The organism is Pseudomonas sp. AU11447, from assembly GCF_001672555.2.
GTDB lineage: Bacteria > Pseudomonadota > Gammaproteobacteria > Pseudomonadales > Pseudomonadaceae > Pseudomonas > Pseudomonas nitroreducens.
In genome coordinates this window covers 170086-195914 of the sequence record NZ_LZDG02000043.1, presented here as the reverse complement: position 1 = coordinate 195914, position 25829 = coordinate 170086, and the positions used below count along the sequence as shown (strand labels likewise).

Sequence of the window (25829 nt, the reverse complement as noted above, 5' to 3'; positions counted from 1 at the left end):
ACCGCGTGCGCGGTTCTTTGTTGTGTTTATGTCGCTTTCCCCCGGCTCGGGGAGCGAAAAGCGGGCCGAGATTATCAGCTTTGGGAAACAGCGACCAGCACCAAACACAGCCTTGTCCGTAAGAAAAATGACCGAAGACAGGCTTTCCGGTCACCAACCACCCTTTCGTCGGAAAAGCCCGTCCCAGAAGGCTCTCAGCCTTGTTGGATTGTCTGACAAAGTAGATTTCAGGGAAATGAAACCGGAAAAAAGAACGGTGACGAGAGCTCAGCCACCCTATGCCTGGAAGGCTGGAACAGCCGTTGCGGATCGGATGGTTTTTCGCGAATTCGTACGCCGGAAGTGATTTGCGGCCACCTGCTGCTGTGAACAAGGTCTCACTCGGGGCGCCCTTGCTGCGCAGTCTTCAGTGATCTACCTCAACACCGGCCCCTTGCGGTTCCCGCAAAGTACTTTTGCACTCTCCTGGAGAACCCTCATGTTTCCCGAATACCGCGAAAAAATTACCCGCCTCAAGGCCGAAGACCCGCACTTTGCAAAGCTCTTCCATAGCCACAACGATCTCGACCAGGAGATCAAGAACATGGAAGCCGGCATCACCCCTGCATCGCACGACACCATCGAGTCGCTGAAGAAGCAGAAGCTGCAGCTCAAGGACGATCTCTACGAGATTCTGCGCAAGAAGGACGGCTGCTGTGGCGGCTGTGGTGGTTGACTAGCGCTGGCCGACAACCAGCCATAAAAAAGGGGGCTGATCCTGGATCAGCCCCCTTTTTCATTTACGCTCGTCTCAGGCGGTTTCGCGCAGCTCGCGGCGCAGGATCTTGCCCACCGGGGTCATCGGCAGGGCGTCCTTGAGCACGATGTGCTTGGGCACCTTGTAGCCGGTGAAGTTTTCCTTGCAGTAGGCCTTGAGCTCCTCGACGGTCACACCGCCTTCGCGGGCGACAACAAACAGCTTCACCGCCTCGCCGGATTTCTCGTCCGGCACGCCGACCGCTGCGCAGTTGGCGACTTTCGGGTGGGCCATGACCACGTCTTCGATCTCGTTGGGGTAGACGTTGAAGCCGGAGACGATGATCAGGTCCTTCTTGCGGTCGACGATGCGGGTGAAGCCGTCCGGGTCGATCACGGCGATGTCGCCAGTGCGCAGCCAGCCGTCGGCGTCCAGCACCTCGGCGGTGGCCTCTTCGCGCTGCCAGTAGCCTTTCATCACCTGCGGGCCCTTCACGCACAGCTCGCCACGCTGGCCCAGGCCGAGGTCGTTGCCGTCGTCGTCGATCACCTTCAGCGCGGTGCCCGGCACCGGGATGCCGACGGTGCCCAGGCGGGCCTGGTCGCCATAGGGGTTGGTGCTGACCACCGGGGAGGTCTCGGTGAGGCCGTAGCCTTCGACCACGGTGCAACCGGTCATGGCCTTCCAGCGCTCGGCGGTGGCGGTAACCAGCGCAGTGCCGCCGGAGTTGGTGACCTTCAGGTTGGAGAAGTCCAGCTCCTTGAATTCGGGGCGGTCCATCAGGGCGACGAACAGGGTGTTCAGGCCCAGCAGCGCAGAGAAGCGCCACTTCTTCAGTTCCTTGATGAAGCCGGGGATGTCGCGCGGGTTGCTGATCAGCACGTTGTGGTTGCCGTTGACCATCATGCACATGCAGTTCGCGGTGAAGGCATAGATGTGGTACAGCGGCAGCGGCGCGATCATCACCTCGTTGCCGACCTGCATCAGCGGCTTGCCGTCCGGCCCGTGCTGCTGCAGACAGGCATGCACCTGCTGCATGTTCGCCACCAGGTTGCCGTGGGTGAGCATGGCGCCCTTGGCCACGCCGGTGGTACCGCCGGTGTACTGCAGCACCGCGATGTCTTCCAGGCCGACCTTGACCGGTTGCAGGCCGTGGCCGCGGCCCTGGCGCAAGGCCGATTTGAAGGAGACGGCCTGGGGCAGGTTGTACTCCGGCACCATCTTCTTCACGTGCTTGACCACGGTGTTGACCAGCAGGCCCTTGAGCGCCGGCTGCAGGTCGCCCATCTGCGCTTCGATCAGGTATTCGATGCCCGTGTCGGGCAGCACTTCCTGCACCAGCTTGCCGAACAGGTTCACGTAGACCAGCGCGCGGGCGCCGGAATCCTTGAACTGGTGGCGCATCTCACGGGCGGTGTAGAGCGGGTTGGTGTTGACCACGATGAGGCCGGCGCGCAGGGCGCCGAACACGGCGATGGGGTATTGCAGGATGTTCGGCATCTGCACGGCGATACGGTCGCCGGGCTTGAGGTCGGTGTGCTTCTGCAGGTACGCGCCGAAGGCGGCGGACAGGCGATCCAGCTCGGCGTAGGTCAGGGTCACGCCCATGTTGCTGAAGGCCGGGCGGTCGGCGAACTTCTTGCAGGAGCGTTCGAAGACTTCCACCACCGACTTGTAGGCGGTCAGGTCAATGTCGCTGGGCACGCCGGCCGGGCGTTTGTCGTTCCAGAAATCAGGTTGCATTTATTCTTGTCCTCGTACCTGAACGAAACCGAACCGTCATTGCGGTCATTCGACGGAAGCTAGCAGTTCCTTTGGTCATCGCAAAGACTCCAGGCGGCGTCATAGACTGCGTGAATCTTGCTCCACCATCCCGGCACGGCGCGGGATAGAGCCGGCGGCCGCCTGGGACGGGACTTGCACGACAATGGCCGGGAGCTATCGGCAATCCATACAGAAGATGTCCCGGCGTGGCAGAATCGCCCCGTCTGGCCCGCTCCATGGCCCCATTCCAATAAGAATCGACGAACAAGAAGCAGGATGGACCCCATGCCCTACGCCGCCTACTGGCTCGCTGCCAGCGACGAGACACTGCTCTACACCCGCCACTGGGCGCCGGAAGGCCCGTCCCGCGGGGCCCTGATGCTGTCCCACGGCATGGCCGAGCATGCCGGCCGCTACGAGCGCCTGGCCCTGGCGCTGAACGCCGCCGGCTATCACCTCTATGCCATCGACCAGCGCGGCCACGGCCGCACCGCCGAGAACGGCGAGCTGGGCCATTACGCCGACCGCGGCGGCTGGGGCAAGGTGATCGGCGACCTGCACACGCTCAACCAGCATGTGCGCGAGGAACACCCGGACCTGCCGATCATCCTGCTCGGCCACAGCATGGGCAGTTACATTGGCAGCGCCTACCTGCTGCAGCACAGCGCCAGCGTGAATGCGGCGGTGCTGTCCGGCTCCAATTACCAGCCGGTCGCACTGTACAAAAGCGCTCGCGCCATCGCCCGCTTCGAGCGCTGGCGCCAGGGCCCGCTGGGGCAAAGCGCGCTGATCGACGTCCTGTCCTTCGGCTCGTTCAACAAGGCCTTCAAGCCAAACCGTACAGCCTTCGACTGGCTCAGCCGCGACCCCGTCGAAGTCGACAAGTATGTCGCCGACCCGCTCTGCGGCTTCCGCTGCAGCAACCAGCTGTGGGTGGATCTGCTCGGCGGCCTGGCGGATATAACACCCGTGGAGCATCTGTCGCGCATCCGCAACGACCTGCCCGTGCTGGTGATCGGCGGCGAGCGCGACCCGGTCAGCCAGGGCAAGCGCCTGCGCGATCTCGCCCAGGCGATGACCCGCGCCGGGGTTCGTGACGTCCAACTGAAGATTTATCCCGACGCTCGCCACGAGTTGTTCAACGAGAGCAACCGCGACGAGGTCATCCACAACCTGATCGACTGGCTGGGCGTGCAGTGCCCGGTCCCGCAGGTCGAGAAATCCGAGGAGCCCCTATGACTTCCGTGCAGAACGTCCCCTATGAAGAACTCGAAGTCGGCCAGAAGGCCAACTTCAAGCGCAGCGTCGGCGAGCGCGACATCCAGCTGTTCGCCGAGGTCTCCGGCGACCGCAACCCGGTGCACCTGGACGCCGAATACGCCGCCACCACCCAGTTCAAGGAGCGCATCGCCCACGGCATGCTCACCGGCGCGCTGATCAGCGCGGCGATCGCCACCACCCTGCCCGGTCCGGGCACCATCTACCTCGGCCAGAACCTGACCTTCACCCGCCCGGTGAAGCTCGGTGACGAACTGACGGTGGAACTGGAAGTGCTGGAAAAGCTGCCGAAGAACCGCGTGCGCATCGGCACCGTGGTACTCAACCAGGACGGCAAGGCCGTGGTGAAAGGCGAGGCCGAAGTGATGGCGCCGACCGAGAAACTCGACATCGAACTGCCCGCCCTGCCGCCGATCACCATCGGCTGATGCAAATTCCGGGGCCGGCCATCCGGCCCCGGAAACTTGTATACAGTTTCCCCCTCGACTACCCTGCCCCCGTCACCTCACATCCATCCGGGATAACCGAAGGCTTCGTGCCCGAAACCCCTCACCGGGAATCGGAGCCGCCATGGACCTTCGACTGCTATTGCTGTCCCTTTGCACCTTCGCCGCGGGCCTCGCCGAGGCCATCCTCACCGGCATCCTGCCCTCTCTCGCCGACGACCTGCACGTCTCCCTCAGCCTCGCCGGCCAGCTCACCAGCCTGTTTTCCCTGAGTTTCGCCATCGCCGCCCCCTTGCTTGGCTGGCTGACCCGTGGCGCCGATTGCCGGCGGCTGTTGTTCATCACCCTGCTGGTGTTTGCCGCGTTCAATGCTGGCGCCGCGCTGAGTCCCGGCTACGTCTCGCTGCTGCTGATGCGTATCGGCATGGCCGCGTGCTGTGGGTTGCTGATCATGCAAGCCAGCCTGCTGGCGGTGGAGCTGGCGCCGCCGGGCCAGCGCGGGCGCGCCATTGGCCTGATCTTCATGGGCATCAGCGGCTCGCTGGTGTTCGGCGTACCAGCCGGCGTACTGGTCAACGACTGGTTCGGCTGGCGCTGGATTTTCGCCGCCATCGCCCTTTACTCGCTGCCACTGGCCGCCCTGCTGCTGCTCGCCCTGCCCCGCCGCACGCTGGAGAGCCCGGCCAATGGCGCGGCGTACAGGCGCCAGCTGAGCAGCCCGGCGCTGAACCTCGCGCAACTGGTGTCGATTCTTCTGTTGGGCGGTCACTTCACCCTGTTCGCCTACATCACGCCCTGGTTCCAGCAGGTCGCCGGGATCACTGATAGCCAGAGCATTGCGCTGACCCTGTTACTGATCGGCCTTGCGGCCATCGGTGGCGGTTATCTGGGTGGCTGGCTGAGCGACCGGCTCGGCCAGCGCCGCGCGCTGATCGTGGTGCCGGTGCTGTTCGCCCTGGCGATGACGGCGATCCCGCTGAGCCTCGGGCATCCGTGGCTGCTGCTCGGGGCATTGATGGTCTGGAGCACCATCAGCTGGATGATTTCGCCAGCGGTGCAGAGCTACCTGCTGGCCAGCGACCCGGCCAGCGGCAGCGCCGGCGTGGCACTGAACACCTCGGCCATGCACCTGGGCGTTGCCCTCGGCGCGGCGCTGGGCGGCGCAGTGATCAGCCTGGCCGGCATCGCCTGGACGCCCTGGGTCGGCGTCAGCCTGGTGGCCGCGTCGGTGCTGTGCGCGGCACTCTCCTGCTGGTTCGGGCGCGAACCGCAGGCAGCGGGGCTCAGCGCTCCTTCACGGTGACGCTGGCGGTCATCCCGGCGCTCAGGTGCACGCCCTCGGGCACCTTGTCCAGGCGGATGCGCACCGGGATGCGCTGGGCCAGGCGCACCCAGTTGAAGGTCGGCTCGACGTTGGCCAGCAATTGGCTGTCGGGAATCGCGTTGCGGTCGGTGATGCCACTGCTGATGCTTTCCACGGTGCCGTCGATGGCGATGTCGCCGCTCATCAGCACTACCTGCGCCGGCTGGCCGACACCGATGCCGGGCAGCTTGGTTTCTTCGAAGTAGGCGGTGACGTAGAAGGATTTCTGATCCACCAGCGCCATCACCGGCTGGCCGGCCTGGGCGTAGTTGCCCTGGGCCAGGCGCAGGTTGGTGACCTGGCCATCACGGGGGGCGCGCATCTCGCTGCGGGTCAGGTTGAGCTGCGCCAGCCGCACCTGGGCCTGGGCCTCGTCGAACTCGCTCTTGGCGATGGCGGCGTTGATCTGCGCGGTTTCCTTGTCCTCGGCACTGATGGCAGCGATGCCCAGCTTGTTGCGCCGCGAGGCTTCGCTCAGGCGCAGGCGATATTGCTGCTGGCGCGTCTCGGCCACGGCCTTGGCCTGCTCCAGGTTGGCGGCGTAGCGCTCGTGGTCGATGCGCATGATCAGGTCGCCGGCCTTGACCTGCTGGTTGTCCTGCACGGCGAGGTCGGTGACCCAGCCGGAAACGTCCGGGGCGATCACCACCACATCCGCGCGCACCCGCGCATCGCGGGTCCAGGGCGAGAGCATGTAGTAGCGCCATAGCCAGGTACCGGCCATGACGGCGGCAATGACCAGAATGATGGTGACAGCTACGCGAAGGTATCCGCGCATACAGCTTCTCCTCTCAAGGCGCCGTACTCAGCACCCAGGTAATGGCACAAAGAATCAGCACGAACAACGCGCAGTCGAACAGCGCCTCGTGCCAGATCCAACGCCCGAAGGGGGTGGCCTGCAACAGCAGGCGCAACAGCGCAGTCAGGCCCAGGGCCATCAGTGCATAGATGAACAGCGGGCTGATGTAGACGCCGCCCCAGCCGATCTCATGCAGTCCCATTGGCGTCCTCCAGACGGCACCACTGGCGCCAGGTATGACGCAATTGGGCGAGCGCCGCACGGGCCAGGCGGTTGGGTTCGTTGTCGCCTTCAAGATCGTGAGCCAGGGCCTCCTCCAGCGGCGGGCAAAGGCTTTCCAGGCGCTGCTCGCGCCCCGCACCCGGGCCCTTTTCCAACACACTCCCCAGGGCGCCGAGGAACTGGTCGCGACGCTTGCGCAATTGCCCCTGGGCACCGTTGAGACAGGCGCGCATGTGGATCAGCTCATTGCCCAGGTCCAGCGCCAGCAAGCCATCCTGCCAGCGCTTCTGCTCTTCCCTGGGCAACAGGGTGTAGTGCCGCGCCAGGCGGATCAGACGGTCGGCCATGCGCCCGCCGAACCAGTTCTCGGCTTCCGCCAGCGGCCGTCGGGTCAGGCGCCCGAGGTCCTCGCAGGTGGCCTGGATCAAGCGGCGATTGAGCCAGTCCGCCGGCAAGGTCAGCAGGCGGAACACCAGCACCGCAAAGCCCACTCCGATGACGATGCCCTGGGCGGAATTGAGCAGGTTGGCCAGGTCGTACTTCATCACGTTGCTCGGCGCCACCAGGGTGATGAAGTGGATCGAAAAGGATGTCGCCGTGCCCGCCAGCGCCGGCGTGGCCATGCCCAGCAAGGCGAAGAACAGCGGCACGCCCAGTGCCAGGCAGAGCAGCGGAAAGCCGTTCCACTGCGGCAACAGCCACTGGCTGACGACGGCCGCCGCGGGGATCGCGTAAAGGATGCCGCGCAGGAAGCCCAGGCCGATGGTGACGGCGTTGTCGCGGTTGGCGAACAGGCTGCAGATCACCGCCGCCAGCAGCATGCCGCCGGTCGCCGCCGGCCAGGCCGTGGCCATCCAGAATGCCGACATGCCCAGCAGCGCCAGCGCACTGCGCAAGCCGTAGAACAGCGCCATCAGCCCGTCGCGGTGCCAGGACAGGGTGCCGGTTGCAACGTCGTCGACCCGACCGTCGGCCACCGCACGCATGGTCATTTCCGAGTTCAGCGCCTTGAGCAGCAGCAAGGAGCAGCGAGTCAGGCAGTAACGCAGGTCGTTGGAGTAGTTTTCATCCAGCCCGGCCTCCTGCAGGCGTTCCTGCAGCGAGCGCATGGTGTCGACCTGCGGGTTTTCCAGGGTGGCACGCAACTCCTCGAACCAGGGTTGCAGCCGCGCACGGTCCTCGGCGTCCAGCACGCTGCGCTGCCGGGCCACGCCCCGTGCGGTGCGCAGCAGGCTGAGCAGGTCGCGGGAAAGAATCCGTAGCGCACGCGAACGCATCCGCCCGCGGTAGCCTTCGAACCAGGCGTGGTCGCGTTGCACATCGACCTCGACGATCTTGCCCAGTGCCTGCAGCAGGCCCTTGATCTGCCGCGCGTCCGCATCGATCTCGCTGCGCGCGGCCTGCATGCCGGTGAGCCAGGTAGCGTGGGCCTGCTTGTCCAGGTTGGCCTCGACGCGGCGCGGCCAGAGGATGGCGCTGATCGCCGACGCGCAGAGGATCCCCAGGCAGATTTCCGTGCTGCGCGCCACCGCCTGGTCGAACACTTCCAGGGGATGGCTGATCGCCGGCAGGCAGATGATCGCCACGGTGTAGCCCGACAGCACGAAGGCATAGGACACATGGTTGCGCAGGCTGGTGGAGGCGGCAGTGCAGAGCCCGAGCCAGAGCGAGATGGCCAGCAGGAACAGCCAGGGCGTCTGCGCAAACAATGCCATCATCACCACCGACATGGCGGTGCCGACAAGGGTACCGATCAGGCGGAACAGCCCTTTGGCCACCACCATGCCCGACAGCGGCTGGGAGACGATGAACACGGTCATCAGCGCCCACTGCGGCTGTTCAAGGTCGAAGCGGAAGGCGCACCAGAGCGCCAGGCCACCGGCCAGGAGGGTCTTGATCGCGAATTTCAGCGCCAGCGTATCCGGCGCGAGGAATGCCTGCAGCGTAGGTCGCACGCGGTCTCTCGAAAGGGTCCGGGTCTATCGCTTAAAGATAGCCGGCAAAGAGGATGACGGAATCGTTGCTGATCATATTATTAGCAAGCTAACAATATGTCATCCCGACTTTCGTCGAGGCAAAAAAAACGGGCGACCTAAGTCGCCCGAAGTGCCTTGCGTGCTCTGTGTATCTGTAAGGATCAGCTCTTCTTGTGGCTGTCCTTCCAGATGAAAATTCCGACCCCACCGAAGAAAACAACCATCAGTCCGACGGTAAGGATGCCTGCTAGAACCACTTCGTCGATGAACATGATGCTGGCCTCCTGTTGCCTCACATCGTCTGGGGATGTGTGCAGATTACCGGCGGCCGGGCGGGGCCAATTGACCTGGATCAATGGTCGACAAGGCGCTTTCCGGGGAGGCCCGGAGCACTGACGCAGGTCAAGTTTCGGAGGGGACAGGGTGCGGCGGGAAGCCGCGCAGGGCGGGGGTTTGCGGGTGAAGCGGGGGATTGGCGGCGAAAAAACTCAGCGCTTCTTCGGCTTGCTCTTGCCCTTCTTGCGCGACTTGCCCAGCGGCAGCGCCTGCTCGAAGGCCTTGCGTACATCCTGCAGGCGCTTTTCGTGCACGTCGTGAATGCGCTTGTCGCGCTCGGCGGTGAAGTCGATCAGCTTGTCGTCGTTGCTCATGGCAGGGCATGCACCAGGCGGAAAGTCAGATTCAGGCGCGGCGCGACCGGACGGCGCGTCTTGGCGACCTGATGTTGCCAATAATGCTGTGTCGCGCCGGACATGACCAGCAGCGAACCGTCGGACAGTGCGATGGAATGTTCGATTGTGTTTCGTCCCTTGCGCCGCAGGTCGAAGCGCCGCGTGCCTCCCAGATTCAACGAGGCCACCACTGGATTACGCCCGAGTTCGGGCTCGTCGTCGCTGTGCCAGCCCATGGAATCCTGGCCGTCGCGGTAGTAGTTGAGCAGCACACCATTGAAGCGCTGCCCGGCCGCCGCCTCCACAGCGGCACGAATCTCCGCCAGTAGCGGCGTCCAGGGAAGCGGCGCATGAGTCAGGCCGGAGTAGGTATAGAAGGCATCGGGATCGCCGTACCAATTGACCAGGCGCGGCACCGGGTAGTCGCGGCCGTGCAGATGGACGAGCGGTTGCTCCCAGGGCGTCTCGGCCAGCAACTGCGCCAGCCAGCGGGCAGCACGCGGCGGCGGGCACCAGTCGGGGGTCAGGCGCAGCTCTGCATCGGGCAGCAGGATGGGGGCGTCGTCGAACAGCATGGAAGGCTCGGGGATTCAGCAATGGGCAGAGTCTACTCCCCCGGGAAGTCAGACCTCGACATCGATCCACAGTCCCTTGCGCGGCGCGGCCTGCACGCCTTCACCCAACTCTTCGACTTCTTCCAGCTCCTCCAGCGCCTCGCCCTCGGGCGTGCCATCGGCCTGCTCGCGACGCTTGCGTCGGCGCTGGTACTCGTCCTTGAGCGCCTGCTCGTCCGGCCGGCGCTCCAGCTCCACGCCAGCGTTGCCGGCACTGGGCGCAGGTGGGGTCACCGGGGTGACATCCGGTCGCGGCCTGGGCACGTCCTGCTGGGCAGTGACGGGGGCAAAATGGGTCGGTACAAGTGGCAGCATCGGGATGCTCCTGCGCCGAAGCTCGGTGGGAAGTCCTCTGGTCAGGCTATCGGCGCAAGCGCTAGAGACTTGAGCCCGCCTCGCTACACTTTCTTCGATTCGCGATGAATCTGCCGTGAAACCCGGCACCTGCCGGCGGCACCAGCGACATTTCGGACGACCGGAGGCGTCGATCGCCATCGCTGAACGCTGCGCGTTCCGGTACCATAGCCGGCTTTTTTTGGGAGGTGTCCATGGCGCAGTATCAACCCGGTCAACGCTGGATCAGTGACAGTGAAGCGGAACTTGGGCTGGGGACCATCCTCGCTCTGGACGGCCGCATGCTCACGGTGCTCTATCCGGCTACCGGTGATACCCGCCAGTACGCCGAGCGCAATGCGCCGCTGACCCGCGTGCGCTTCGCACCGGGCGACGAGATCACCCATTTCGAAGGCTGGAAGATGACCGTCCGCGAAGTGGACGAGATCGACGGCCTGCTGATCTACCACGGCCTGACCGCGCAGAACGAGCAGCACACCGTCCCGGAAACCCAGCTGTCGAACTTCATCCAGTTCCGCCTGGCCAGCGACCGCCTGTTCGCCGGGCAGATCGACCCGATGTCCTGGTTCGGCCTGCGCTATCACACCCTGGAACACCGCACCCGCCTGCTGCAATCCTCGCTCTGGGGCCTGGGCGGCGCCCGCGCGCAACCCATCGCCCACCAGTTGCACATCGCCCGCGAAGTCGCCGACCGCATGGCGCCGCGCGTTCTGCTGGCCGACGAAGTGGGCCTGGGCAAGACCATCGAAGCGGGCCTGGTGATTCACCGCCAACTGCTCTCCGGCCGCGCCAGCCGCGTGCTGATCCTGGTGCCGGAGAACCTGCAGCACCAGTGGCTGGTGGAAATGCGTCGGCGCTTCAACCTGGAAGTCGCGCTGTTCGACCGCGAGCGTTTCGTCGAGAGCGATGCCAGCAATCCCTTCGAGGACACCCAGTTGGCCCTGGTGGCGCTGGAATGGCTGCGCGAGGACGAGAAGGCCCAGGACGCGCTGTTCGCCGCCGAATGGGACCTGCTGGTGGTCGACGAGGCCCACCACCTCGTGTGGCACCCGGAACAGGCCAGCCCGGAATATCAGTTGGTCGAGCAACTCTCCCAGGTCATCCCCGGCGTGCTGCTGCTCACCGCGACCCCGGAACAGCTCGGCCTGGACAGCCACTTCGCCCGCCTGCGCCTGCTCGACCCGGACCGTTTCCACGACCTGGAAGCCTTCCGCAGCGAAAGCAGCCAGTACCGCCCGGTGGCCGAAGCGGTGCAGGAGCTGGTCGACCAGGGCACCCTCTCCCCTGCCGCGCGCCAGGCCATCCACGGCTTCCTCGGCAGCGAGGGTGACGAACTGCTGGCCAGCGTCGAGGGCGGCAACGAAGAATCCCGTGCCCGCCTGGTGCGCGAGCTGCTCGACCGCCACGGCACCGGCCGCGTGCTGTTCCGCAACACCCGTGCCGCCGTGCAGGGCTTCCCGGAACGCCAGCTGCATCCTTACGTACTGACCAACCCGATCGAGTACATGGAACTGCCGCTGGGCGAGCACCCGGACCTCTACCCGGAAGTCAGCTTCCAGGCCCAGGCCGACGACGGCGACGAGAACAACCGCTGGTGGCGCTTCGACCCGCGCGTCGAGTGGCTGATCGACACCCTGAAGATGCTCAAGCAGTACAAGGTGCTGGTGATCTGCGCCCACGCCGAGACCGCCATGGACCTGGGCGACGCCCTGCGCCTGAAGTCCGGCATCCCGGCCACCGTGTTCCACGAAGGCATGAGCATCCTCGAACGCGACCGTGCCGCCGCCTACTTCGCCGATGAAGAGTTCGGCGCCCAGGTGCTGGTCTGCTCGGAAATCGGCAGCGAAGGCCGCAACTTCCAATTCGCCCATCACCTCGTGCTGTTCGACCTGCCGGCCCACCCGGACCAGCTGGAACAGCGCATCGGCCGCCTGGACCGGATCGGCCAGAAGCACACCATCCAGATCCACGTCCCGCACCTGGAAAACAGCCCGCAGGAACGTCTGTTCCAGTGGTACCACCAGGCGCTGAACGCCTTCCTCAACACCTGCCCCACCGGCAACGCCCTGCAGCACCGCTTCGGCCCGCGCCTGGTGGAACTGCTGGACGGCGGCGACGATGACGCCTTCGAGGCCCTGCTGGCCGAAGGCACCGCTGCTCGCGAGGCGCTGGAAGCCGAGATGCACAACGGCCGTGACCGCCTGCTGGAGCTCAACTCCGGTGGCGCCGGCGAAGGCGAGGCGCTGGTGGCGGAGATCGAGGAACAGGACGACCAGTTCGCCCTGCCGATCTACATGGAGCGCCTGTTCGACACCTATGGCATCGACAGCGAGGACCATTCCGAGAACGCCCTGATCCTGCGTCCGAGCGAGAAGATGCTCGACGCCAGCTTCCCGCTGGGCGACGACGAAGGCGTGACCGTCACCTACGACCGCGGCCAGGCCCTGGCCCGCGAAGACATGCAGTTCCTCACCTGGGAACACCCCATGGTGCAGGGCGGCATGGACCTGGTGCTGTCCGGCTCGCTGGGCAATACCTCGGTGGCGCTGATCAAGAACAAGGCACTCAAGCCCGGCACCGTGCTGCTGGAACTGCTGTTCGTCAGCGAGGCCGTGGCACCGCGCAAGCTGCAGCTCGGCCGCTTCCTGCCGCCAGTGGCGCTGCGCTGCCTGATGGACGCCAACGGCAACGACCTGTCCTCGCGCGTGTCCTTCGACACCCTGAACGACCAATTGGAAAGCGTGCCGCGCGCCAGCGCCAACAAGTTCGTGCAGGCCCAGCGCGACGTGCTGGCGAAGCAATTCTCCGTGGCCGAGACCAAGATCACCCCGCGCCATGCCGAGCGCGTGGAGCTGGCTCGCCAGCAGTTGAAAGCGACCCTGGACGAAGAGCTGGCGCGCCTGACCGCGCTCAAGGCCGTCAACCCCAGCGTGCGTGACAGCGAGCTGGATGCCCTGCGCAAGCAGCGTGACGACAGCCTGGCGATGCTGGACAAGGCCTCGCTGCGCCTGGAGGCGATCCGCGTGCTGGTCGCGGGCTGATCGCGGCAACGCTGAAATGAAGAAGCCGCCACCGGACAACCGGTGGCGGCTTTTTTCATGGGCACCTGTCCATGCCGGCCTGTGTCAGAGCGGGCTCCGTCCGCGATGTCGAATCGGCGGCTCCGTGGGCAAGACAGGCGCATGGACGACACGATCGCGGACAGAGTCCGCTCCCACGCCCCGCACCACCGAAACACCGCGTTACGCCGCTCTATTCCCGGCACATTCGGGCACACCGACTACCATTGACGCTGCGCAAGGGATTCTCGCCCATGGGGGGATAGAGTTTCCCTACCAAGCCACTCATTGAGGGAACACATCATGTACGAGCGCATTCTGGTAGCGGTGGACGGCAGCCCGGTTTCCGACCGAGCCCTGGTCGAAGCGGCCAAGCTGGCCCAACTGAGCGGCGGCGAGCTGCGCGTTATCACCATCGTCGACAGCCCGCTGCGCCATCTGCCCGACTACGCGGTGTACTACAACCCGGAGCCGCTGCGCGAAGCCGCGCTGAAGGCCGCCGATGACATCCTCGGCAAGGCGAAGGAGAAGATCGCTGAGTTCCCGGTGAAAACCAGCTTCGAGCGGGTCTGCCAGGAGCGCGCCAGCGAGGAAATCGCCGAGCGCATCGAGATCGAGGCCGAAGCCTCCAAGGCCGATGTCATCGTCATGGGCACCCACGGCCGTCGTGGCGTACGCCGCCTGATGCTGGGCAGCGTGGCCGAAGGCCTGCTGCGCGTCAGCAACCGCCCGGTGCTGCTGGTTCGCGAGAAGTAACAGCCCCGGCAAACAAAAGGCCCTGCGGCTTTTGCCGCAGGGCCTTTTTCATGGCCGCCGTTCAGGTCGGCGCTTCAGTCATTGCGAAGCGGTCATGGCGCGTTTGCAGGTGTGGAAGATGTCCAGGTCTGGTTGGTACAGGCTGGTCTGCACACCGTAAAGCCCGAGCACCGAATGGAACAGGTTGTCATGGCTCAGCTCGTCGCCGCCGGCTTTCTTCTCCAGGCAGCCGCGATCGACACCCATGCCACCCAGCGCTCCGTTGCCGAACCACATCACCATCGGTACGTGGGTCTGTGCTTTCGGCGCGATGGCATAGGGCGCGGCGTGCAGATATACGCCGTTCTCGCCCAGCGACTCACCGTGGTCGGAGACGTAGAGCATCGAGGTATCGAAGCGTCCCTCGTTGTGCTTGAGCAGCTCCACGACCTTGGACAGGAAGTAGTCGGTGTAGAGGATGGTGTTGTCGTAGACGTTCACCAGCTCTTCCTTGCTGCAGCTGCCCAACTGGTTGGTATGGCAGACCGGGGTGAAGCGCTCCATGGTCTTCGGATAGCGGTCGTAGTACTCCGGGCCATGGCTGCCGTCGGCGTGCAGGACGATGATCGCGTTGTCCTTCAGGCCGTCTATGTAGGCCTGCAGGTCCTGCAGCATGGCTTCGTCAAGGCAGCGATTGCCGTCGCAGAACGGGCCCGGCTGATTCTTCGAGATATCGCGGCTGGGCACGCGCAGACAGGTGCCCTTGCAATCGCTGTTGTTGTCCAGCCAGAGCACCGACACGCCGACTCGCTGGAGGATGTCCAGCAGCCCCTGGTTGGTCTTGCCTTTCTTGTCGCTGTAGTCCTCGCGAGGGAACTTCGAGAACATGCAGGGCACGGAAACCGCCGTCGACGTGCCGCAGGAACTGACGTTGGTGAAGTTGAGGATATCGAGCTTCTTCAACTCCGGGTTGGTCTCGCGCTCATAGCCGTTGAGTGAGAAATGGTCCGCACGGGCGGTTTCGCCAACCACGAAGATCATCAGCGATTTCTTGCCGTCGGCATTCACCTTGCGCGGCATCACCGCGTCCTCGCCGATGGGCTGCACCACCAGGTTTTCCTTGATGCCCAGGCGCTGCTTGGTGAACTTGCTCACCGCATAGATGTAGTTGGTCGGGTTGATGAAGTGCGTCAGCTTCTCTTCCTGGCGGAATACCGGGGCGTAGGTGGAATAGAACGAACCGACGCAGACGGCGACCACCACCAGGCAACCGAAGATGACCAGCACCTTGTTCAGCAGCCCGCGGAAGAATGAGCTGTAGCGTACCGGCGTCAACCAGATGATCACCGCCGGTAGCACGCCCAGCAGAAGCAGATAGCCGACCATGCGCGCACTGAACAGCGCGGCAGCCTCGCCGGGGTTGGTCTCGATGACGTTCTGCACCATCACGGTATCGATCACGACACCGTAGGAGTTCATGAAGTACGCCGCCGCCGCCGAAACCAGCGCCACCAGGGTCAACGCAGGCTTGAGCAAGGGGCGGAAAGACACCAGGGTCAGCAACAGCGTGAAGGCGGCCCAGAGGAACAAGGCGAACGAGGCGAAGAACGCCACGCCCCACAGGCCCTCCATGGGCACCAGGCTGTTCAGGGCCCGCCAAGTGGCGAAGTTGTAGAACAACACCAGTGCCAGCGAGAACAGCAGGACCAGCCTTGCAGAGCTGACCTGGGGGAAGAGGCGGCGCTTGCCCTCGGACATCGAGCGCACTCCTTACATCGATAGTCGGATAGAAAATGGGATGGCCGATGCTGCCGGCCGGCGGCGCAACTCTAGCGGGCAATTAGTCAAAAAAGTGTCAATTTCGAAACACTGCCCGTCCTTCAGAATCTGGACAATATCAAAGCAGAACCTGGCACTACCGTACGTCGTTTCGTATTAACCAGTTTGTCGGAAAAGACCGTCAGACCTTGCGAGCCGCAGACAGCTTCCTAGACTCACATCAAAGTGATATCAATTCGCCAACTACCTCCCTCGACATCTGGAGCATCCCGCCCATGGACTGGCAGAAGGACGCCTTACCCGATGCTGTGCTGTTGGAGTGCTCTCACAATTCCGGCCTGGTCCTGCTGGCCATCCTCATTGCCTGCGTCGCCAGCTTCGTCGCGCTGAGCATCGCCGCGCGGATGGTCCGCGCGCCGCAACACGCGCACCGTTGGCAGTGGGTCGGCGGCATCTGCCTGGGCAGTGGCATCTGGTCGATGCACTTCGTCGCCATGCTGGCCTTCCACTCCTCGGTGCCGCTGCACTTCACCGGCGGCCTGACACTGATCTCCCTGCTCATCGCCATCGCCATCTGCGTAGTCGCCATGCGCCTGCTCGCCCATGCCGGCCTGAGCCCCCTGCAATACCTGCTGGCCGCCTGCTGCATCGGCGCGAGCATCGCCGGCATGCACTACACCGGCATGGCTGCCATCGAGTCGCCGCCGATGCAGCACTACGACCCGCTGCTGGTCACCCTGTCGGTGCTGATGGCCGTACTGGTAGCTTTCGTCGCGCTGGTGCTGGCACCGGTGCTCAATCGCCAGCCGGCGGGCCGCCAGTGGCTCTACCAGGTTTTCGCCAGCCTGCTGCTGGGTGGCGCCATCGCCAGCATGCACTTCACCGGCATGGCCGCCCTGACCCTGACCCTGCCCACCTGGGTAGCGCCGGTGGCGGACCTGGGGCGCAACAACGCCATCCAGCTCGGCCTGATGGTCGGCCTGCTGGCCCTCGCCGTGGTGCTCGCCGGGCTCTGGGCGGCCTGGATCGAAGACAGCCTGGAAAGCAAGGAAAGCGAGTTGAGCCGGGTCAACGCCCTGCTCAGCCAACTGGACCACGCCAATGCCTCGCTGCAGCAATTGGCTCGCTTCGACGGCCTCACCGGCCTGCATAACCGCAACGCGCTCAACGAGGAATTCACCGCCCGCCTGCAGCGCAATCGGCAGAAGGGCCAGGGCATGGCGGTCATCCTGCTGGACGTCGATCACTTCAAGCGGGTCAACGATTCCCTTGGCCATGCCGCCGGGGACGAGCTGCTGTGCATCGTTTCCGAGCGCCTGCGCAGTGCGCTGCGCAGCACCGACCTGCTGGCGCGCTTTGGCGGCGATGAGTTCTGCATCCTCGCCGACCTGGGTGAGGACCACGAGGCGCGCATCCTCGCCCAACGCCTGATGCAGCGCATGAAGGAGCCGATCAGCACAGCCGGGCGCAACCTGGTGATGACCATGAGCGTGGGCATCAGCCTGTTCCCCAACGACGGCGATCAACCCGAAGAACTGCTCAAGCACGCGGACCTGGCGCTCTATCAGTCCAAGGGCAACGGCCGCAACGCCACGCACTTCTTCAGCCCGCACCTGAAGACCAAGGCGACCCAGGAACTGCAGCTGGAGGAAGAACTGCGCAAGGCGTTGTGGGACGACGAGCTGGTGCTCTACTACCAGCCGATCCTGCGTATCGATCATGGCGAAGTGGAACAGCTCGAAGCGCTGGTGCGCTGGAAGCATCCTACCCACGGCCTGCTGGCGCCGGACCGCTTCATCGGCCTGGCGACCGCCAATGGCCTGATCGGTGCGCTCGACGCCTGGGTACTGCGCCGCGCCTGCGAGGACCTGCGACGCCTGCACGACCTGGGCTACAAGGACCTGCGGGTAGCGGTGAACTGCTGCGCCAGCAACCTCGGCCGCGAAGGGTTGGTCGATGAAGTCCAGCAGACGCTCGAAGACACCGGCCTTGCCGCGCGCTACCTGGAGATGGAGGTCACCGAAAACGCCGTGATGTCCAATATCAGCCAGGCCGTTCCCTTGCTCAACCGCCTGCGCGAGCTGGGTGTGAGCCTTTCCATCGACGATTTCGGCACTGGTTACTCATCGCTGTCCTACCTGCGCCAGCTGCCGCTGGATGCGCTGAAGGTGGACCGCTCCTTCATCCGCGACGTGCCGCAGTCGCGCCGCGACAGCGAGATCGCCCAGGCGATCATCGCCATGGCGCAGAAGCTGCACCTGAAGGTGATCGCCGAGGGCGTGGAGCACGCGCAGCAACTGGCGTTCCTGCGCGACAACCATTGCGAGCTGGCCCAGGGGTACCTGTTCAGCCGCCCGCTGCCCCTCTCCGCACTGGTGGAATTCCTCGAGGCCTACCGCGAAGACAGCGACACGGCCTTGCTGCGCAATCAGGCCTGACTGCGAGGTTCCATCAGAAATCGAACTTCCCCGCACGCCAGCGCGGCAGCCAGCGCAGGGAATCGGCGGTGGTACCGGTAGGGCGGTACTCCGCGCCCAGCCAGCCGTCGTAGCCGACGTCGTCGAGCACCTGCAGCGGTACTTCGAACTCCATCTCGCCCGAGCCCGGTTCGCCGCGCTCGGGGTAGTCGGCGAACTGCACGTGGCCGATCTGGCCCATCAGCGCGTAGATGCAATCCACCAGCTCCAGGCCCATGCGCGCCATGTGGTAGAGGTCCAGCTGCGCACGCAGGTTTTCCCGCGCCACGCGCTCGAGCATGTCCTGCAGGTGCTCCGGGGTATTGAGCAGGAAATCCTTCATGTCATGGCAGTTGATGGCTTCCATCAGCACGTCGGTGCCCGTGCCGGCGAAGGCATCGCAGGTGCTGCGCAGGCGCTCGGCCAGGGTCTGCAGAGCAACCTCGCGCTCCTGCCCCTCGACCAGCCGGCCGGCCAGCACGTTGACGTGCTGCGGCTTGACGATGCGCGCGTAGTCCAGCGCCTTGGCCAGCGCCGCCTCGAACTCCGCCGCGCGCTCCGGCACAGCGGCAATGCCCGGGCCGCCCTGCATCAGGTCGCCGGCCGGCAGGTTGATGAGGATCAGCGGCAGGCCGGCGTCGTCCAGCGCGGCTTTCAGGTCCTGCGCGGGGACGTCGTACGGGAACTGGATCTCCACGCCCTCGAAACCGGCCTTGGCGGCGGCGTCGATACGCTGCAGCAGCGGGACTTCGGTAAACAGCAGGGACAGGTTGGCGCAGAGTTTCATGCGGGGAATTCCTTCGAAAGACGGTATTGCTCGACCAGGGTAGCCGGGTCGCGTTCAAGATTGCCCTGGCTGCCATGCAGGCGCATCAGTTGCGCGGCGAGGCCGCTCATGGGCGTGGCCGAGCCTTCCTCGCGGGAAAGCTTCACGGCAGTGTCCAGGTCCTTGAGCAGCGTGCGCACGTGCCACTTCACCGGCTCGAACTGGCTCTGCGCCATCTGCGGAGCCAGGATCTGCAAGGGTTTGGAATCGGCGAAACCGCCGGCCAGGGCGGGCGCGATCAGGCTGGCATCAACGCCGGACTTCTCCGCCAGCGCCACCACTTCGGCGATCACCAGCGCATTACAGGCGACGATCATCTGGTTGCACACCTTGGTCACCTGCCCGGCACCGACATCGCCCATGCGCGTCAGGCGCTGGCCGAGATGGGCGAGGATCGGCCGCACGCGCTCGATGTCCTCGACGCGCCCGCCCGCCATGATTGCCAGCGTACCGGCTTCGGCGCCCGGCGTACCGCCGGAGACCGGCGCGTCGACCCAGCGCATGCCGGTGCGCGCTTCCAGCTCGGCGGCCATCTCGCGGGTGGCGGCCGGTTCCAGGCTGGAGAAGTCCACCAGCACCTGGCCTGCACGAGCGCCTTCGACGATGCCGCCGACACCGAACACTACTTCGCGCACGGCGGCAGTATCGGCCAGGCAGAGCATCACCACCTCGGCATCCGCGCACAGGTCCGCAGGCCTTTCCACGGCCCTGGCGCCCTCTGCAGCAAGCAGCTCACGCTTGCCAGCGGAGCGATTCCACACGGTCAACGGATAGCCGGCAGCGAGCAGGCGTCGCGACATGGGCACGCCCATCAGGCCGAGGCCGGCGAAGGCAAGGGAGGGAATGGCGGACGACATGGACAATCTCCAGTACAGAGGTGGGAAAAGTACGGGGATCGGCATTCTAACAGGCGCCGGTCACTGCCGGCCGAAGGCGCCGCGACGAAACCGCAGGGCAGCCAAACAGTCGCGCCGCCACTATACTCCCGGAGTTTTTTCCGCCATTGACCCGGAGAACTCTCCCCATGCTCAAACGCACCCTGGCGCTCGCCGCCGGTTTCGCTCTGTCCCTGTCCGCTGTTTTCGCCCACGCCGATACACCGAAGGAACTCAAGGTCTCCGCCATCCCCGACGAAGCCCCGACCGAGCTGCTGCGCAAATTCAAGCCGCTGGGCGCCTACCTTGAAGAGCAACTGGGCATGCCGGTGAAGTTCATCCCGGTGTCCGACTACGCCGGCGTGGTCGAAGCCCTGGCTTCGGATCGCCTGGACATGGCCTGGCTGGGCGGCTTCACCTTCGTCCAGGCGCGCCTGAAGACCGGCAACGCCATCCCGCTGGTGCAGCGCGAGCAGGACCAGCAGTTCACCAGCAAATTCATCACCGCCGACCCGAACGTGAAATCGATCCAGGACCTCAAGGGCAAGACCTTCGCCTTCGGCTCCGTATCGTCCACCTCCGGCAGCCTGATGCCGCGCTACTTCATGCAGAAGGACGGCGTGGTTCCCGAGCAGTTCTTCTCCCGCGTCGCTTATTCCGGCGCCCACGACGCCACCGTTGCCTGGGTCCAGGCCGGCAAGGTCGACGCCGGCGTGCTCAACGCTTCGGTCTGGCAGAAGCTGGTGGACAGCGGCAAGGTCGACACCAACAAGGTGAAGGTCTTCGCCACCACGCCGACCTACTACGACTACAACTGGACCGTGCGCGGCAACCTCGATCCGGCCCTGGCCGAGAAGATCAAGAAAGCCTTCCTCGCCCTCGACCCGAGCAAGCCGCGCGACAAGGAAATCCTCGACCTGCAGGCGGCCAGCCGCTTCATCGAGACCCAGCCTGACAACTACAAGGGCATCGAGGAATCGGCGCGCGCCGCCGGCCTGCTGAAGTGACCCTGAAACTGACCGGCGTGGAGCACATCCACGCCAATGGCCAGCGCTCGCTCGCCGGTATCGACCTCAGTGTCGATACCGGTGAACGGGTGGCGATCATCGGCCCTTCGGGCGCCGGCAAGACCACCCTGCTGCGCATCCTGGCTACCGCCCTGCAACCCTCGGCGGGGCGCTACGAGCTGCTCGACGCCCAACCCTGGACGCTGGGTGCCGGCGCGCGCCAGCGCCTGCGTGCCCGCATCGCGCTGATTCACCAGGCCCCGCCGCTGCCACCGCGCCAGCGCGTGGTCACCGCCGTGCTCGCTGGCCGTCTCGGCCAGTGGCCGTTGTGGAAGAGCCTGGCCAGCCTGCTCTACCCCATCGACAGCGCCGGCGCCCGCAGCGAATTGCAGCGCCTGGACCTGGGCGACAAGCTCTTCGAACGTTGCGACAAGCTTTCCGGCGGCCAGCTGCAACGCGTCGGCATCGCCCGTGCGCTGTACCAGCAGGCTGAAGTGCTGCTGGCGGATGAACCCGTCTCGGCCATGGACCCCGTGCTCGCCGGCCACACCCTCGGCGTGCTTACCCGCGAAGCGCAGGACCGTGGCGTGACCCTGCTGGCCAGCCTCCACGCGGTCGAACTCGCCCTGCAGCACTTCCCGCGCATAGTCGGAATACGCGACGGTCGCATCGCCTTCGACAAGGCAGCACAGCACGTCACCCCCGATGACCTGCGCACCCTCTACGCCAACGAGCAGCTCGGCCAGCAGGGCGTTTCCTCGCCGGAAGGCAGGCCTGTGGTGGTGCAGATCCCGCGATGCTGAACCCTGCTCTGTCGAAGACTTCGCCCCGCGATCCGGCGGCGCTACCGCGCCTGCTGCTCACCCTGCTCGCCCTCGCCCTGCTGTGGCCTGGAGTGCGCCTGTCCGAACTGGATATCGCCGGCCTGTTCAGTGGCGACAACGCGCGGACCATGGCGAACTTCCTCGCAGGCTTCTGGCCGCCGGCCCATGACGAGGAATTCCTCGCCCTGCTCGGCCGCGCCACCCTGGAAACCCTGGCCATCGCCACCGCCGGCATGGCCCTGGCCTGGTTGATCGCCTTCCCCGCCGCCTTGCTGGCAACCCGCGCGCTGTCGATCTCCGCCCTGCCCCGCGGCGGGCTGCCGGCCTGGTGGGCGCGCGCGCTGCGCTGGCCGGTGCGCGGCCTGCTGATCGTACTGCGCAGCGTGCCGGAGATCGTCTGGGCGCTGCTGTTCGTCCGCGCCGTGGGCCTGGGCCCCACCGCTGGCGTGCTGGCCATCGCCATCACCTACGGTGGCATGCTCGGCAAGGTCTACGCGGAAATCTTCGAATCGGTGGACCCGCGACCGACGCGCGCCGTGCTGCTGGGCGGCGGCTCGCGGTTGCAGGCCTTCGCCTACGGCGTGCTGCCCTCGGCGGCGGCGGAACTGATTTCCTACACCGTTTACCGCTGGGAGTGCGCGATCCGCGCCTCGGTAGTGATGGGCTTCGTCGGCGCCGGCGGCCTCGGCCAGCAGATCGACCTGTCGCTGCGCATGTTCGCCGGCGGCGAAGTGGCGAGCATCCTGCTGACCTTCCTGGTGCTGGTGCTGGGCGCCGACCTGCTCAGCCGCTTCCTACGCGGGAGGCTCGAATGACCGGCCTGCTGCGCAGCCTGAGCTGGCTGCTGCTGATCCTGCTCGCCATCGGCGCGTCCTTCGCCTACCTGGAGATGGACAGCGGCGGCCTGTTCGACGCGCGCGGCCTGGGCCAGATGCTCGATTACGGGCGCGATTTCCTCTCGCCGGACCTGAGCGCAACGCACCTCGCGGCAGTCGGGCGCGGCGCCCTGGAGACCCTGGCCATGTCGGCCATCGGCACCCTGCTCGCAGCGCTGCTGGGCATGTTGCTGGCGCTGCCGGCGGCCGGGCGCTTCGGGCGCATTGCGCAGAGTCTCTCGCGGCTGCTGCTCAACGCCCTGCGCGCGGTGCCGGAGCTGGTCTGGGGTGCGCTGATGGTGCTGGCCGCCGGCCTGGGCCCGAACGCTGGCACGCTCGCCCTGGCCCTTCACACCGGCGGAGTGCTCGGTCGGCTGTTCGCCGAGGCGCTGGAGAATACCCCGAGCGCCCCGGCAGAGGCCGTGCGCCTGGGCGGTGGCGGACGCGTCGCTGCATTCGCCTACGGCACCCTGCCGGCCGTCTGGCCGCAACTGGTGGCGTACATGCTCTACCGCTGGGAGAACAACATCCGCATGGCCAGCGTGCTTGGCTTCGTCGGCGCGGGCGGGCTGGGGCAGATGCTGTATTTCAGCCTCAGCCTCTTCCAGCAGGCCCAGGCGGCGACCGTGATCCTCGCCATGCTGTTGCTGGTGCTGTGTGTGGATTCGCTCAGCGCCTGGGCGCGGCAGCGCTGGGTGAGCCACTAGCGCTGGTAGAAGCGAGTGGGACGCCCGGTTCTTGCTCGCGAACCGTCCCACGACCAAGTCACCGGTGAATCCGTTCGCGAGCAAGCTCGCTCCTACCGGTAAACCGCCGGCGCCTGGCGGGACTGAACTGCACGCAATAAAAAGCCCGGCACACAGGCCGGGCTTTTTATTGCGTGCGTGGGTTACGAGTCGCCGTGGATCACCTTGTCCAGGTCGATCGGGTCGCCGGGCTGGGTGCCGAGCTTCTGACGGATGTCCTCGAACATCGCGTCGTATTCCTTGTGGTTGCGCACCATCGAGCCGAATCGCGGGTGCAGGCCATGCTTCTGCGCGATGCGGGTGGCATCGCTGGCGAAATTGAAGGCCTGTTCCTTGGGCATGTCCCATTCTTCGGTGAAGGCATTGCCGTCGATTTCGCCCTTCATGACGAAGTGAACGATGGTGCCTTTTTCCACATCCTTGCGGACTTCATAGTTGATGTGAGCGTCGATCTCCTGCTGCCCCAGCCCCGGCAGGGACTGGAGATGCAGATGGCCCGGTTCGAACATGGCGAATCTCCTTCTATGGAATCCCGACAGTCTAGCCGGCCTTTGCGAATTGGAAATCGCCCTGTGTCAGTGCACGGACTCTTTTCGAACTCTTTCTTGTACCAGCACCCAGGGGGCGATCACTACCGCCCAGAGCTCCGGGTCGCGGTCGAGAAAATCCTGCGCCAGCTTTTCGTCGACCTTGCTCAGCTCACCACTGGCCAGCCAGGCCGATACCTTCGCCCTGTCGTCCTCGGCCACGCCCATCGCGACCTCCACCAGATCGGCAGAACCCGCGACCTTGAGCAGGTTGCCGCGGGCAAAGAAGGGCGCGAGTTCCTGCCAGGAAATCTTCGCGGTTTCGCCAAGCAACTTGGCATAGAGGGTGCTAGCTTCTTCTGTCATGGATCTCACCTGGTAAACGAACGGCGCCATGATAGCGCCGAGACCGCGCCAGGCAAGGTTCGGACGGCGTTTTCCATGGTGACGGAAAACCCATGGGGATAAGTCGGAAGGCGCCGTTTTTCTGTACGTTTGTTTCAATCTTGCGACATGCCCACAATCGGCTGTCCGCCCCCCGCTTTTCAAGCGGTCCGGCGGCACTCTACACTGTACCGGTACAGTTGCCGGTGGGCCTGTCCGGGGCAATCCCGGTCCGGTAGCCCTTCGGCCACCAGGACTACAAAAACGAAAACACAAGAAGAGTGGAGCACTATGAAAAAGGGTACTCAGCGTCTTTCCCAGCTGTTCACCGCCATGGCTCTGGCCGGCGTTGCCAGCTTCTCCATGGCCGCCGACACCATCAAGATCGCTCTGGCCGGCCCGGTGACCGGCGCAGTCGCCCAGTATGGGGAGATGCAGTTCATTGGCGCGAAAATGGCCATTGAGCAGATCAACAAGGCCGGCGGCGTCGACGGCAAGCAACTCGAAGGCGTGGTCTACGACGACGCTTGCGACCCGAAACAAGCCGTGGCCGTTGCCAACAAGATCGTCAACGATGGCGTCAAGTTCGTCGTTGGCCACCTGTGCTCCAGCTCCACTCAACCGGCTTCGGACATCTACGAAGACGAAGGCGTGCTGATGATCACCGCCGCCTCCACCAGCCCGGACATCACTTCCCGCGGCTACAAGCTGATCTTCCGCACCATCGGTCTGGACAGCCTGCAGGGCCCGACCGCCGGCAAGTTCATCGCCGAGCACATCAAGCCCAAGACCGTGGCCGTGATCCACGACAAGCAGCAGTACGGCGAAGGCATCGCCACTGCCGTGAAGAAGACCCTGGAAGGCGCCGGCATCAAGGTCGCCCTGTTCGAAGGCATCAACGCCGGCGACAAGGACTTCTCCGCGATGATCGCCAAGCTCAAGCAGGCCAAGGTCGACTTCGTCTACTACGGCGGCTACCACCCGGAACTGGGCCTGATCCTGCGCCAGGCTGCCGAGAAAGGCCTGAAAGTCGGCTTCATGGGCCCGGAAGGCGTGGGTAACAAGGAAATCTCCGCCATCGCCGGCCCGGCTTCCGAAGGCCTGTACGTGACCCTGCCGAAGTCCTTCGACCAGGATCCGAAGAACCAGGCCCTGGTTGACGCCTTCAAGGCCAAGAACGAAGACCCGAGCGGTCCGTTCGTGTTCCCGGCCTACGCCGCGGTCCAGGTCATCGCCGAAGGCATCAAGAAAGCCGGCAGCGAGGACACCGACAAGGTAGCCGCCGCTCTGCGCGCCAATACCTTCGCGACCCCGACCGGTGACCTGGCCTTCGACGAGAAGGGCGACCTGAAGAACTTCAACTTCGTGGTCTACCAGTGGCACAAGGACGGCACCAAGACCGAAGCCAAGTAAGCCACCCGCCGCCACACAAAGCCCACTGCCCACGCAGTGGGCTTTGTTTATCCGAGTATTCCGGGGGTCCGTCGCGCCACAAGCGCCGCTTCACGCGACG

At 65.1% G+C, this 25829-nt stretch carries 25 protein-coding genes; 12 read left to right on the top strand and 13 right to left on the bottom strand.

The features are described 5' to 3' along the window. The first annotated feature begins 478 nt into the window (after positions 1-478). Positions 479-715: a YdcH family protein gene (locus A6723_RS14330; RefSeq protein ID WP_054907419.1), complete on the top strand. Its 237-nt coding sequence runs from the start codon at positions 479-481 to the stop codon at positions 713-715. 75 nt (positions 716-790) lie between these two features. On the opposite strand, the gene fadD2 is transcribed toward A6723_RS14330, so the two are convergent. Further along, entirely contained in the window at positions 791-2479 is a 1689-nt protein-coding gene (gene fadD2, locus A6723_RS14325; protein WP_054907418.1) for a long-chain-fatty-acid--CoA ligase FadD2, read from the bottom strand. 306 nt (positions 2480-2785) lie between these two features. Between fadD2 and A6723_RS14320 the strand changes: the two genes are divergently transcribed. The 3 genes from A6723_RS14320 to A6723_RS14310 all read left to right on the top strand — a co-directional run bounded on the left by A6723_RS14320 (position 2786) and on the right by A6723_RS14310 (position 5527). Beyond that, positions 2786-3739 carry an alpha/beta hydrolase gene (locus tag A6723_RS14320; RefSeq protein WP_054907417.1) on the top strand — a complete coding sequence of 318 codons (954 nt, stop codon included), beginning with the start codon at positions 2786-2788 and terminating at the stop codon, positions 3737-3739. After that, entirely contained in the window at positions 3736-4206 is a 471-nt protein-coding gene (locus tag A6723_RS14315; protein WP_054907416.1) for a MaoC family dehydratase, read from the top strand. Before A6723_RS14320 ends, A6723_RS14315 begins: the two co-directional genes overlap by 4 nt. Positions 4207-4348: 142 nt before the next feature. After that, complete coding sequence (locus A6723_RS14310; RefSeq protein ID WP_054907415.1) at positions 4349-5527, top strand: MFS transporter; 1179 nt, start codon at positions 4349-4351, stop codon at positions 5525-5527. Here A6723_RS14310 and A6723_RS14305 read toward each other — a convergent pair. The 7 genes from A6723_RS14305 to A6723_RS14285 all read right to left on the bottom strand — a co-directional run bounded on the left by A6723_RS14305 (position 5508) and on the right by A6723_RS14285 (position 10184). Next, positions 5508-6365, bottom strand: a complete 858-nt coding sequence (locus A6723_RS14305; protein WP_054907414.1) for an HlyD family secretion protein — start codon at positions 6363-6365, stop codon at positions 5508-5510. The two genes, A6723_RS14310 and A6723_RS14305, sit on opposite strands and share 20 nt — an antisense overlap. Before the next feature lie 13 nt (positions 6366-6378). Beyond that, positions 6379-6588 (bottom strand): DUF1656 domain-containing protein, encoded by a 210-nt coding sequence (locus A6723_RS14300; protein WP_054907413.1) that lies wholly within the window; start codon positions 6586-6588, stop codon positions 6379-6381. Then, the gene (locus A6723_RS14295; RefSeq protein WP_054907412.1) at positions 6575-8563 is read right to left on the bottom strand and encodes an FUSC family protein; all 1989 of its coding nucleotides are present in this window, start codon (positions 8561-8563) and stop codon (positions 6575-6577) included. Before A6723_RS14295 ends, A6723_RS14300 begins: the two co-directional genes overlap by 14 nt. Before the next feature lie 182 nt (positions 8564-8745). Beyond that, on the bottom strand, positions 8746-8856 hold the full coding sequence (gene ccoM, locus A6723_RS32560; protein WP_024764625.1) for a cytochrome c oxidase subunit CcoM: 111 nt from the start codon (positions 8854-8856) through the stop codon (positions 8746-8748). 216 nt (positions 8857-9072) lie between these two features. Beyond that, positions 9073-9234, bottom strand: a complete 162-nt coding sequence (locus A6723_RS32135; RefSeq protein ID WP_089285726.1) for a hypothetical protein — start codon at positions 9232-9234, stop codon at positions 9073-9075. Then, positions 9231-9830: an alpha-ketoglutarate-dependent dioxygenase AlkB gene (locus A6723_RS14290; protein ID WP_054907411.1), complete on the bottom strand. Its 600-nt coding sequence runs from the start codon at positions 9828-9830 to the stop codon at positions 9231-9233. The genes A6723_RS32135 and A6723_RS14290 overlap by 4 nt, the downstream gene beginning before the upstream one ends. A 48-nt stretch (positions 9831-9878) precedes the next feature. Beyond that, complete coding sequence (locus A6723_RS14285) at positions 9879-10184, bottom strand: hypothetical protein (RefSeq protein ID WP_054907410.1); 306 nt, start codon at positions 10182-10184, stop codon at positions 9879-9881. Between the two features lie 227 nt (positions 10185-10411). On the opposite strand from A6723_RS14285, the gene rapA reads away from it, so the two are divergent. Next, entirely contained in the window at positions 10412-13264 is a 2853-nt protein-coding gene (gene rapA, locus A6723_RS14280; RefSeq protein WP_175405549.1) for an RNA polymerase-associated protein RapA, read from the top strand. Positions 13265-13585: 321 nt separating this feature from the next. Then, positions 13586-14038, top strand: coding sequence for a universal stress protein (locus A6723_RS14275; RefSeq protein WP_024764627.1), 453 nt, complete (start codon positions 13586-13588; stop codon positions 14036-14038). Positions 14039-14116: 78 nt separating this feature from the next. On the opposite strand, the gene A6723_RS14270 is transcribed toward A6723_RS14275, so the two are convergent. Further along, positions 14117-15775: a phosphoethanolamine transferase gene (locus A6723_RS14270; RefSeq protein WP_054907408.1), complete on the bottom strand. Its 1659-nt coding sequence runs from the start codon at positions 15773-15775 to the stop codon at positions 14117-14119. Between the two features lie 296 nt (positions 15776-16071). Between A6723_RS14270 and A6723_RS14265 the strand changes: the two genes are divergently transcribed. Beyond that, positions 16072-18234 (top strand): bifunctional diguanylate cyclase/phosphodiesterase, encoded by a 2163-nt coding sequence (locus tag A6723_RS14265; RefSeq protein WP_054907407.1) that lies wholly within the window; start codon positions 16072-16074, stop codon positions 18232-18234. Between the two features lie 13 nt (positions 18235-18247). On the opposite strand, the gene A6723_RS14260 is transcribed toward A6723_RS14265, so the two are convergent. Both A6723_RS14260 and A6723_RS14255 read right to left on the bottom strand, forming a co-directional pair. Beyond that, on the bottom strand, positions 18248-19039 hold the full coding sequence (locus A6723_RS14260) for a hydroxypyruvate isomerase family protein (RefSeq protein WP_054907406.1): 792 nt from the start codon (positions 19037-19039) through the stop codon (positions 18248-18250). Then, on the bottom strand, positions 19036-19935 hold the full coding sequence (locus A6723_RS14255) for an NAD(P)-dependent oxidoreductase (RefSeq protein WP_054907405.1): 900 nt from the start codon (positions 19933-19935) through the stop codon (positions 19036-19038). Before A6723_RS14255 ends, A6723_RS14260 begins: the two co-directional genes overlap by 4 nt. 167 nt (positions 19936-20102) lie before the next feature. Here A6723_RS14255 and A6723_RS14250 point away from each other — a divergent pair, with 167 nt between their 5' ends. Genes A6723_RS14250 through phnE form a run of 4 tightly spaced genes read left to right on the top strand, consistent with a single transcriptional unit; the run spans position 20103 to position 23366 of the window. Next, on the top strand, positions 20103-20960 hold the full coding sequence (locus A6723_RS14250) for a putative selenate ABC transporter substrate-binding protein (protein ID WP_054907404.1): 858 nt from the start codon (positions 20103-20105) through the stop codon (positions 20958-20960). Next, positions 20957-21763, top strand: coding sequence for a phosphonate ABC transporter ATP-binding protein (locus tag A6723_RS14245; protein WP_054907403.1), 807 nt, complete (start codon positions 20957-20959; stop codon positions 21761-21763). Before A6723_RS14250 ends, A6723_RS14245 begins: the two co-directional genes overlap by 4 nt. Continuing rightward, on the top strand, positions 21757-22599 hold the full coding sequence (locus A6723_RS14240; protein ID WP_054907402.1) for an ABC transporter permease: 843 nt from the start codon (positions 21757-21759) through the stop codon (positions 22597-22599). The genes A6723_RS14245 and A6723_RS14240 overlap by 7 nt, the downstream gene beginning before the upstream one ends. Next, a complete protein-coding gene (gene phnE / locus A6723_RS14235; protein WP_082450536.1) occupies positions 22596-23366 on the top strand; it encodes a phosphonate ABC transporter, permease protein PhnE in 771 nt (256 codons plus the stop codon). The genes A6723_RS14240 and phnE overlap by 4 nt, the downstream gene beginning before the upstream one ends. Before the next feature lie 182 nt (positions 23367-23548). On the opposite strand, the gene A6723_RS14230 is transcribed toward phnE, so the two are convergent. Both A6723_RS14230 and A6723_RS14225 read right to left on the bottom strand, forming a co-directional pair. Continuing rightward, positions 23549-23914: a DUF5064 family protein gene (locus A6723_RS14230; protein ID WP_024766898.1), complete on the bottom strand. Its 366-nt coding sequence runs from the start codon at positions 23912-23914 to the stop codon at positions 23549-23551. A gap of 66 nt (positions 23915-23980) precedes the next feature. Then, entirely contained in the window at positions 23981-24298 is a 318-nt protein-coding gene (locus A6723_RS14225; RefSeq protein ID WP_054907401.1) for a DUF2288 domain-containing protein, read from the bottom strand. 309 nt (positions 24299-24607) lie between these two features. Here A6723_RS14225 and A6723_RS14220 point away from each other — a divergent pair, with 309 nt between their 5' ends. After that, positions 24608-25729 (top strand): branched-chain amino acid ABC transporter substrate-binding protein, encoded by a 1122-nt coding sequence (locus tag A6723_RS14220; protein WP_024766896.1) that lies wholly within the window; start codon positions 24608-24610, stop codon positions 25727-25729. Positions 25730-25829 lie beyond the last annotated feature (100 nt).

What these genes read in the sequence shown, in the direction of transcription:
- A6723_RS14230 (WP_024766898.1), bottom strand. Translation starts at nt 23,914, where the DNA reads ATGTTCGAACCGGGCCATCTGCATCTCCAGTCCCTGCCGGGGCTGGGG.
- ccoM (WP_024764625.1), bottom strand. Translation starts at nt 8,856, where the DNA reads ATGTTCATCGACGAAGTGGTTCTAGCAGGCATCCTTACCGTCGGACTG.
- A6723_RS14285 (WP_054907410.1), bottom strand. Translation starts at nt 10,184, where the DNA reads ATGCTGCCACTTGTACCGACCCATTTTGCCCCCGTCACTGCCCAGCAG.
- A6723_RS14220 (WP_024766896.1), top strand. Translation starts at nt 24,608, where the DNA reads ATGAAAAAGGGTACTCAGCGTCTTTCCCAGCTGTTCACCGCCATGGCT.
- A6723_RS32135 (WP_089285726.1), bottom strand. Translation starts at nt 9,234, where the DNA reads ATGAGCAACGACGACAAGCTGATCGACTTCACCGCCGAGCGCGACAAG.
- A6723_RS14315 (WP_054907416.1), top strand. Translation starts at nt 3,736, where the DNA reads ATGACTTCCGTGCAGAACGTCCCCTATGAAGAACTCGAAGTCGGCCAG.
- A6723_RS14255 (WP_054907405.1), bottom strand. Translation starts at nt 19,935, where the DNA reads ATGTCGTCCGCCATTCCCTCCCTTGCCTTCGCCGGCCTCGGCCTGATG.
- A6723_RS14330 (WP_054907419.1), top strand. Translation starts at nt 479, where the DNA reads ATGTTTCCCGAATACCGCGAAAAAATTACCCGCCTCAAGGCCGAAGAC.
- A6723_RS14275 (WP_024764627.1), top strand. Translation starts at nt 13,586, where the DNA reads ATGTACGAGCGCATTCTGGTAGCGGTGGACGGCAGCCCGGTTTCCGAC.
- A6723_RS14225 (WP_054907401.1), bottom strand. Translation starts at nt 24,298, where the DNA reads ATGACAGAAGAAGCTAGCACCCTCTATGCCAAGTTGCTTGGCGAAACC.
- A6723_RS14260 (WP_054907406.1), bottom strand. Translation starts at nt 19,039, where the DNA reads ATGAAACTCTGCGCCAACCTGTCCCTGCTGTTTACCGAAGTCCCGCTG.
- phnE (WP_082450536.1), top strand. Translation starts at nt 22,596, where the DNA reads ATGACCGGCCTGCTGCGCAGCCTGAGCTGGCTGCTGCTGATCCTGCTC.
- fadD2 (WP_054907418.1), bottom strand. Translation starts at nt 2,479, where the DNA reads ATGCAACCTGATTTCTGGAACGACAAACGCCCGGCCGGCGTGCCCAGC.
- A6723_RS14250 (WP_054907404.1), top strand. Translation starts at nt 20,103, where the DNA reads ATGCTCAAACGCACCCTGGCGCTCGCCGCCGGTTTCGCTCTGTCCCTG.
- A6723_RS14240 (WP_054907402.1), top strand. Translation starts at nt 21,757, where the DNA reads ATGCTGAACCCTGCTCTGTCGAAGACTTCGCCCCGCGATCCGGCGGCG.
- A6723_RS14265 (WP_054907407.1), top strand. Translation starts at nt 16,072, where the DNA reads ATGGACTGGCAGAAGGACGCCTTACCCGATGCTGTGCTGTTGGAGTGC.
- A6723_RS14320 (WP_054907417.1), top strand. Translation starts at nt 2,786, where the DNA reads ATGCCCTACGCCGCCTACTGGCTCGCTGCCAGCGACGAGACACTGCTC.
- A6723_RS14290 (WP_054907411.1), bottom strand. Translation starts at nt 9,830, where the DNA reads ATGCTGTTCGACGACGCCCCCATCCTGCTGCCCGATGCAGAGCTGCGC.
- A6723_RS14310 (WP_054907415.1), top strand. Translation starts at nt 4,349, where the DNA reads ATGGACCTTCGACTGCTATTGCTGTCCCTTTGCACCTTCGCCGCGGGC.
- A6723_RS14305 (WP_054907414.1), bottom strand. Translation starts at nt 6,365, where the DNA reads ATGCGCGGATACCTTCGCGTAGCTGTCACCATCATTCTGGTCATTGCC.
- A6723_RS14300 (WP_054907413.1), bottom strand. Translation starts at nt 6,588, where the DNA reads ATGGGACTGCATGAGATCGGCTGGGGCGGCGTCTACATCAGCCCGCTG.
- A6723_RS14270 (WP_054907408.1), bottom strand. Translation starts at nt 15,775, where the DNA reads ATGTCCGAGGGCAAGCGCCGCCTCTTCCCCCAGGTCAGCTCTGCAAGG.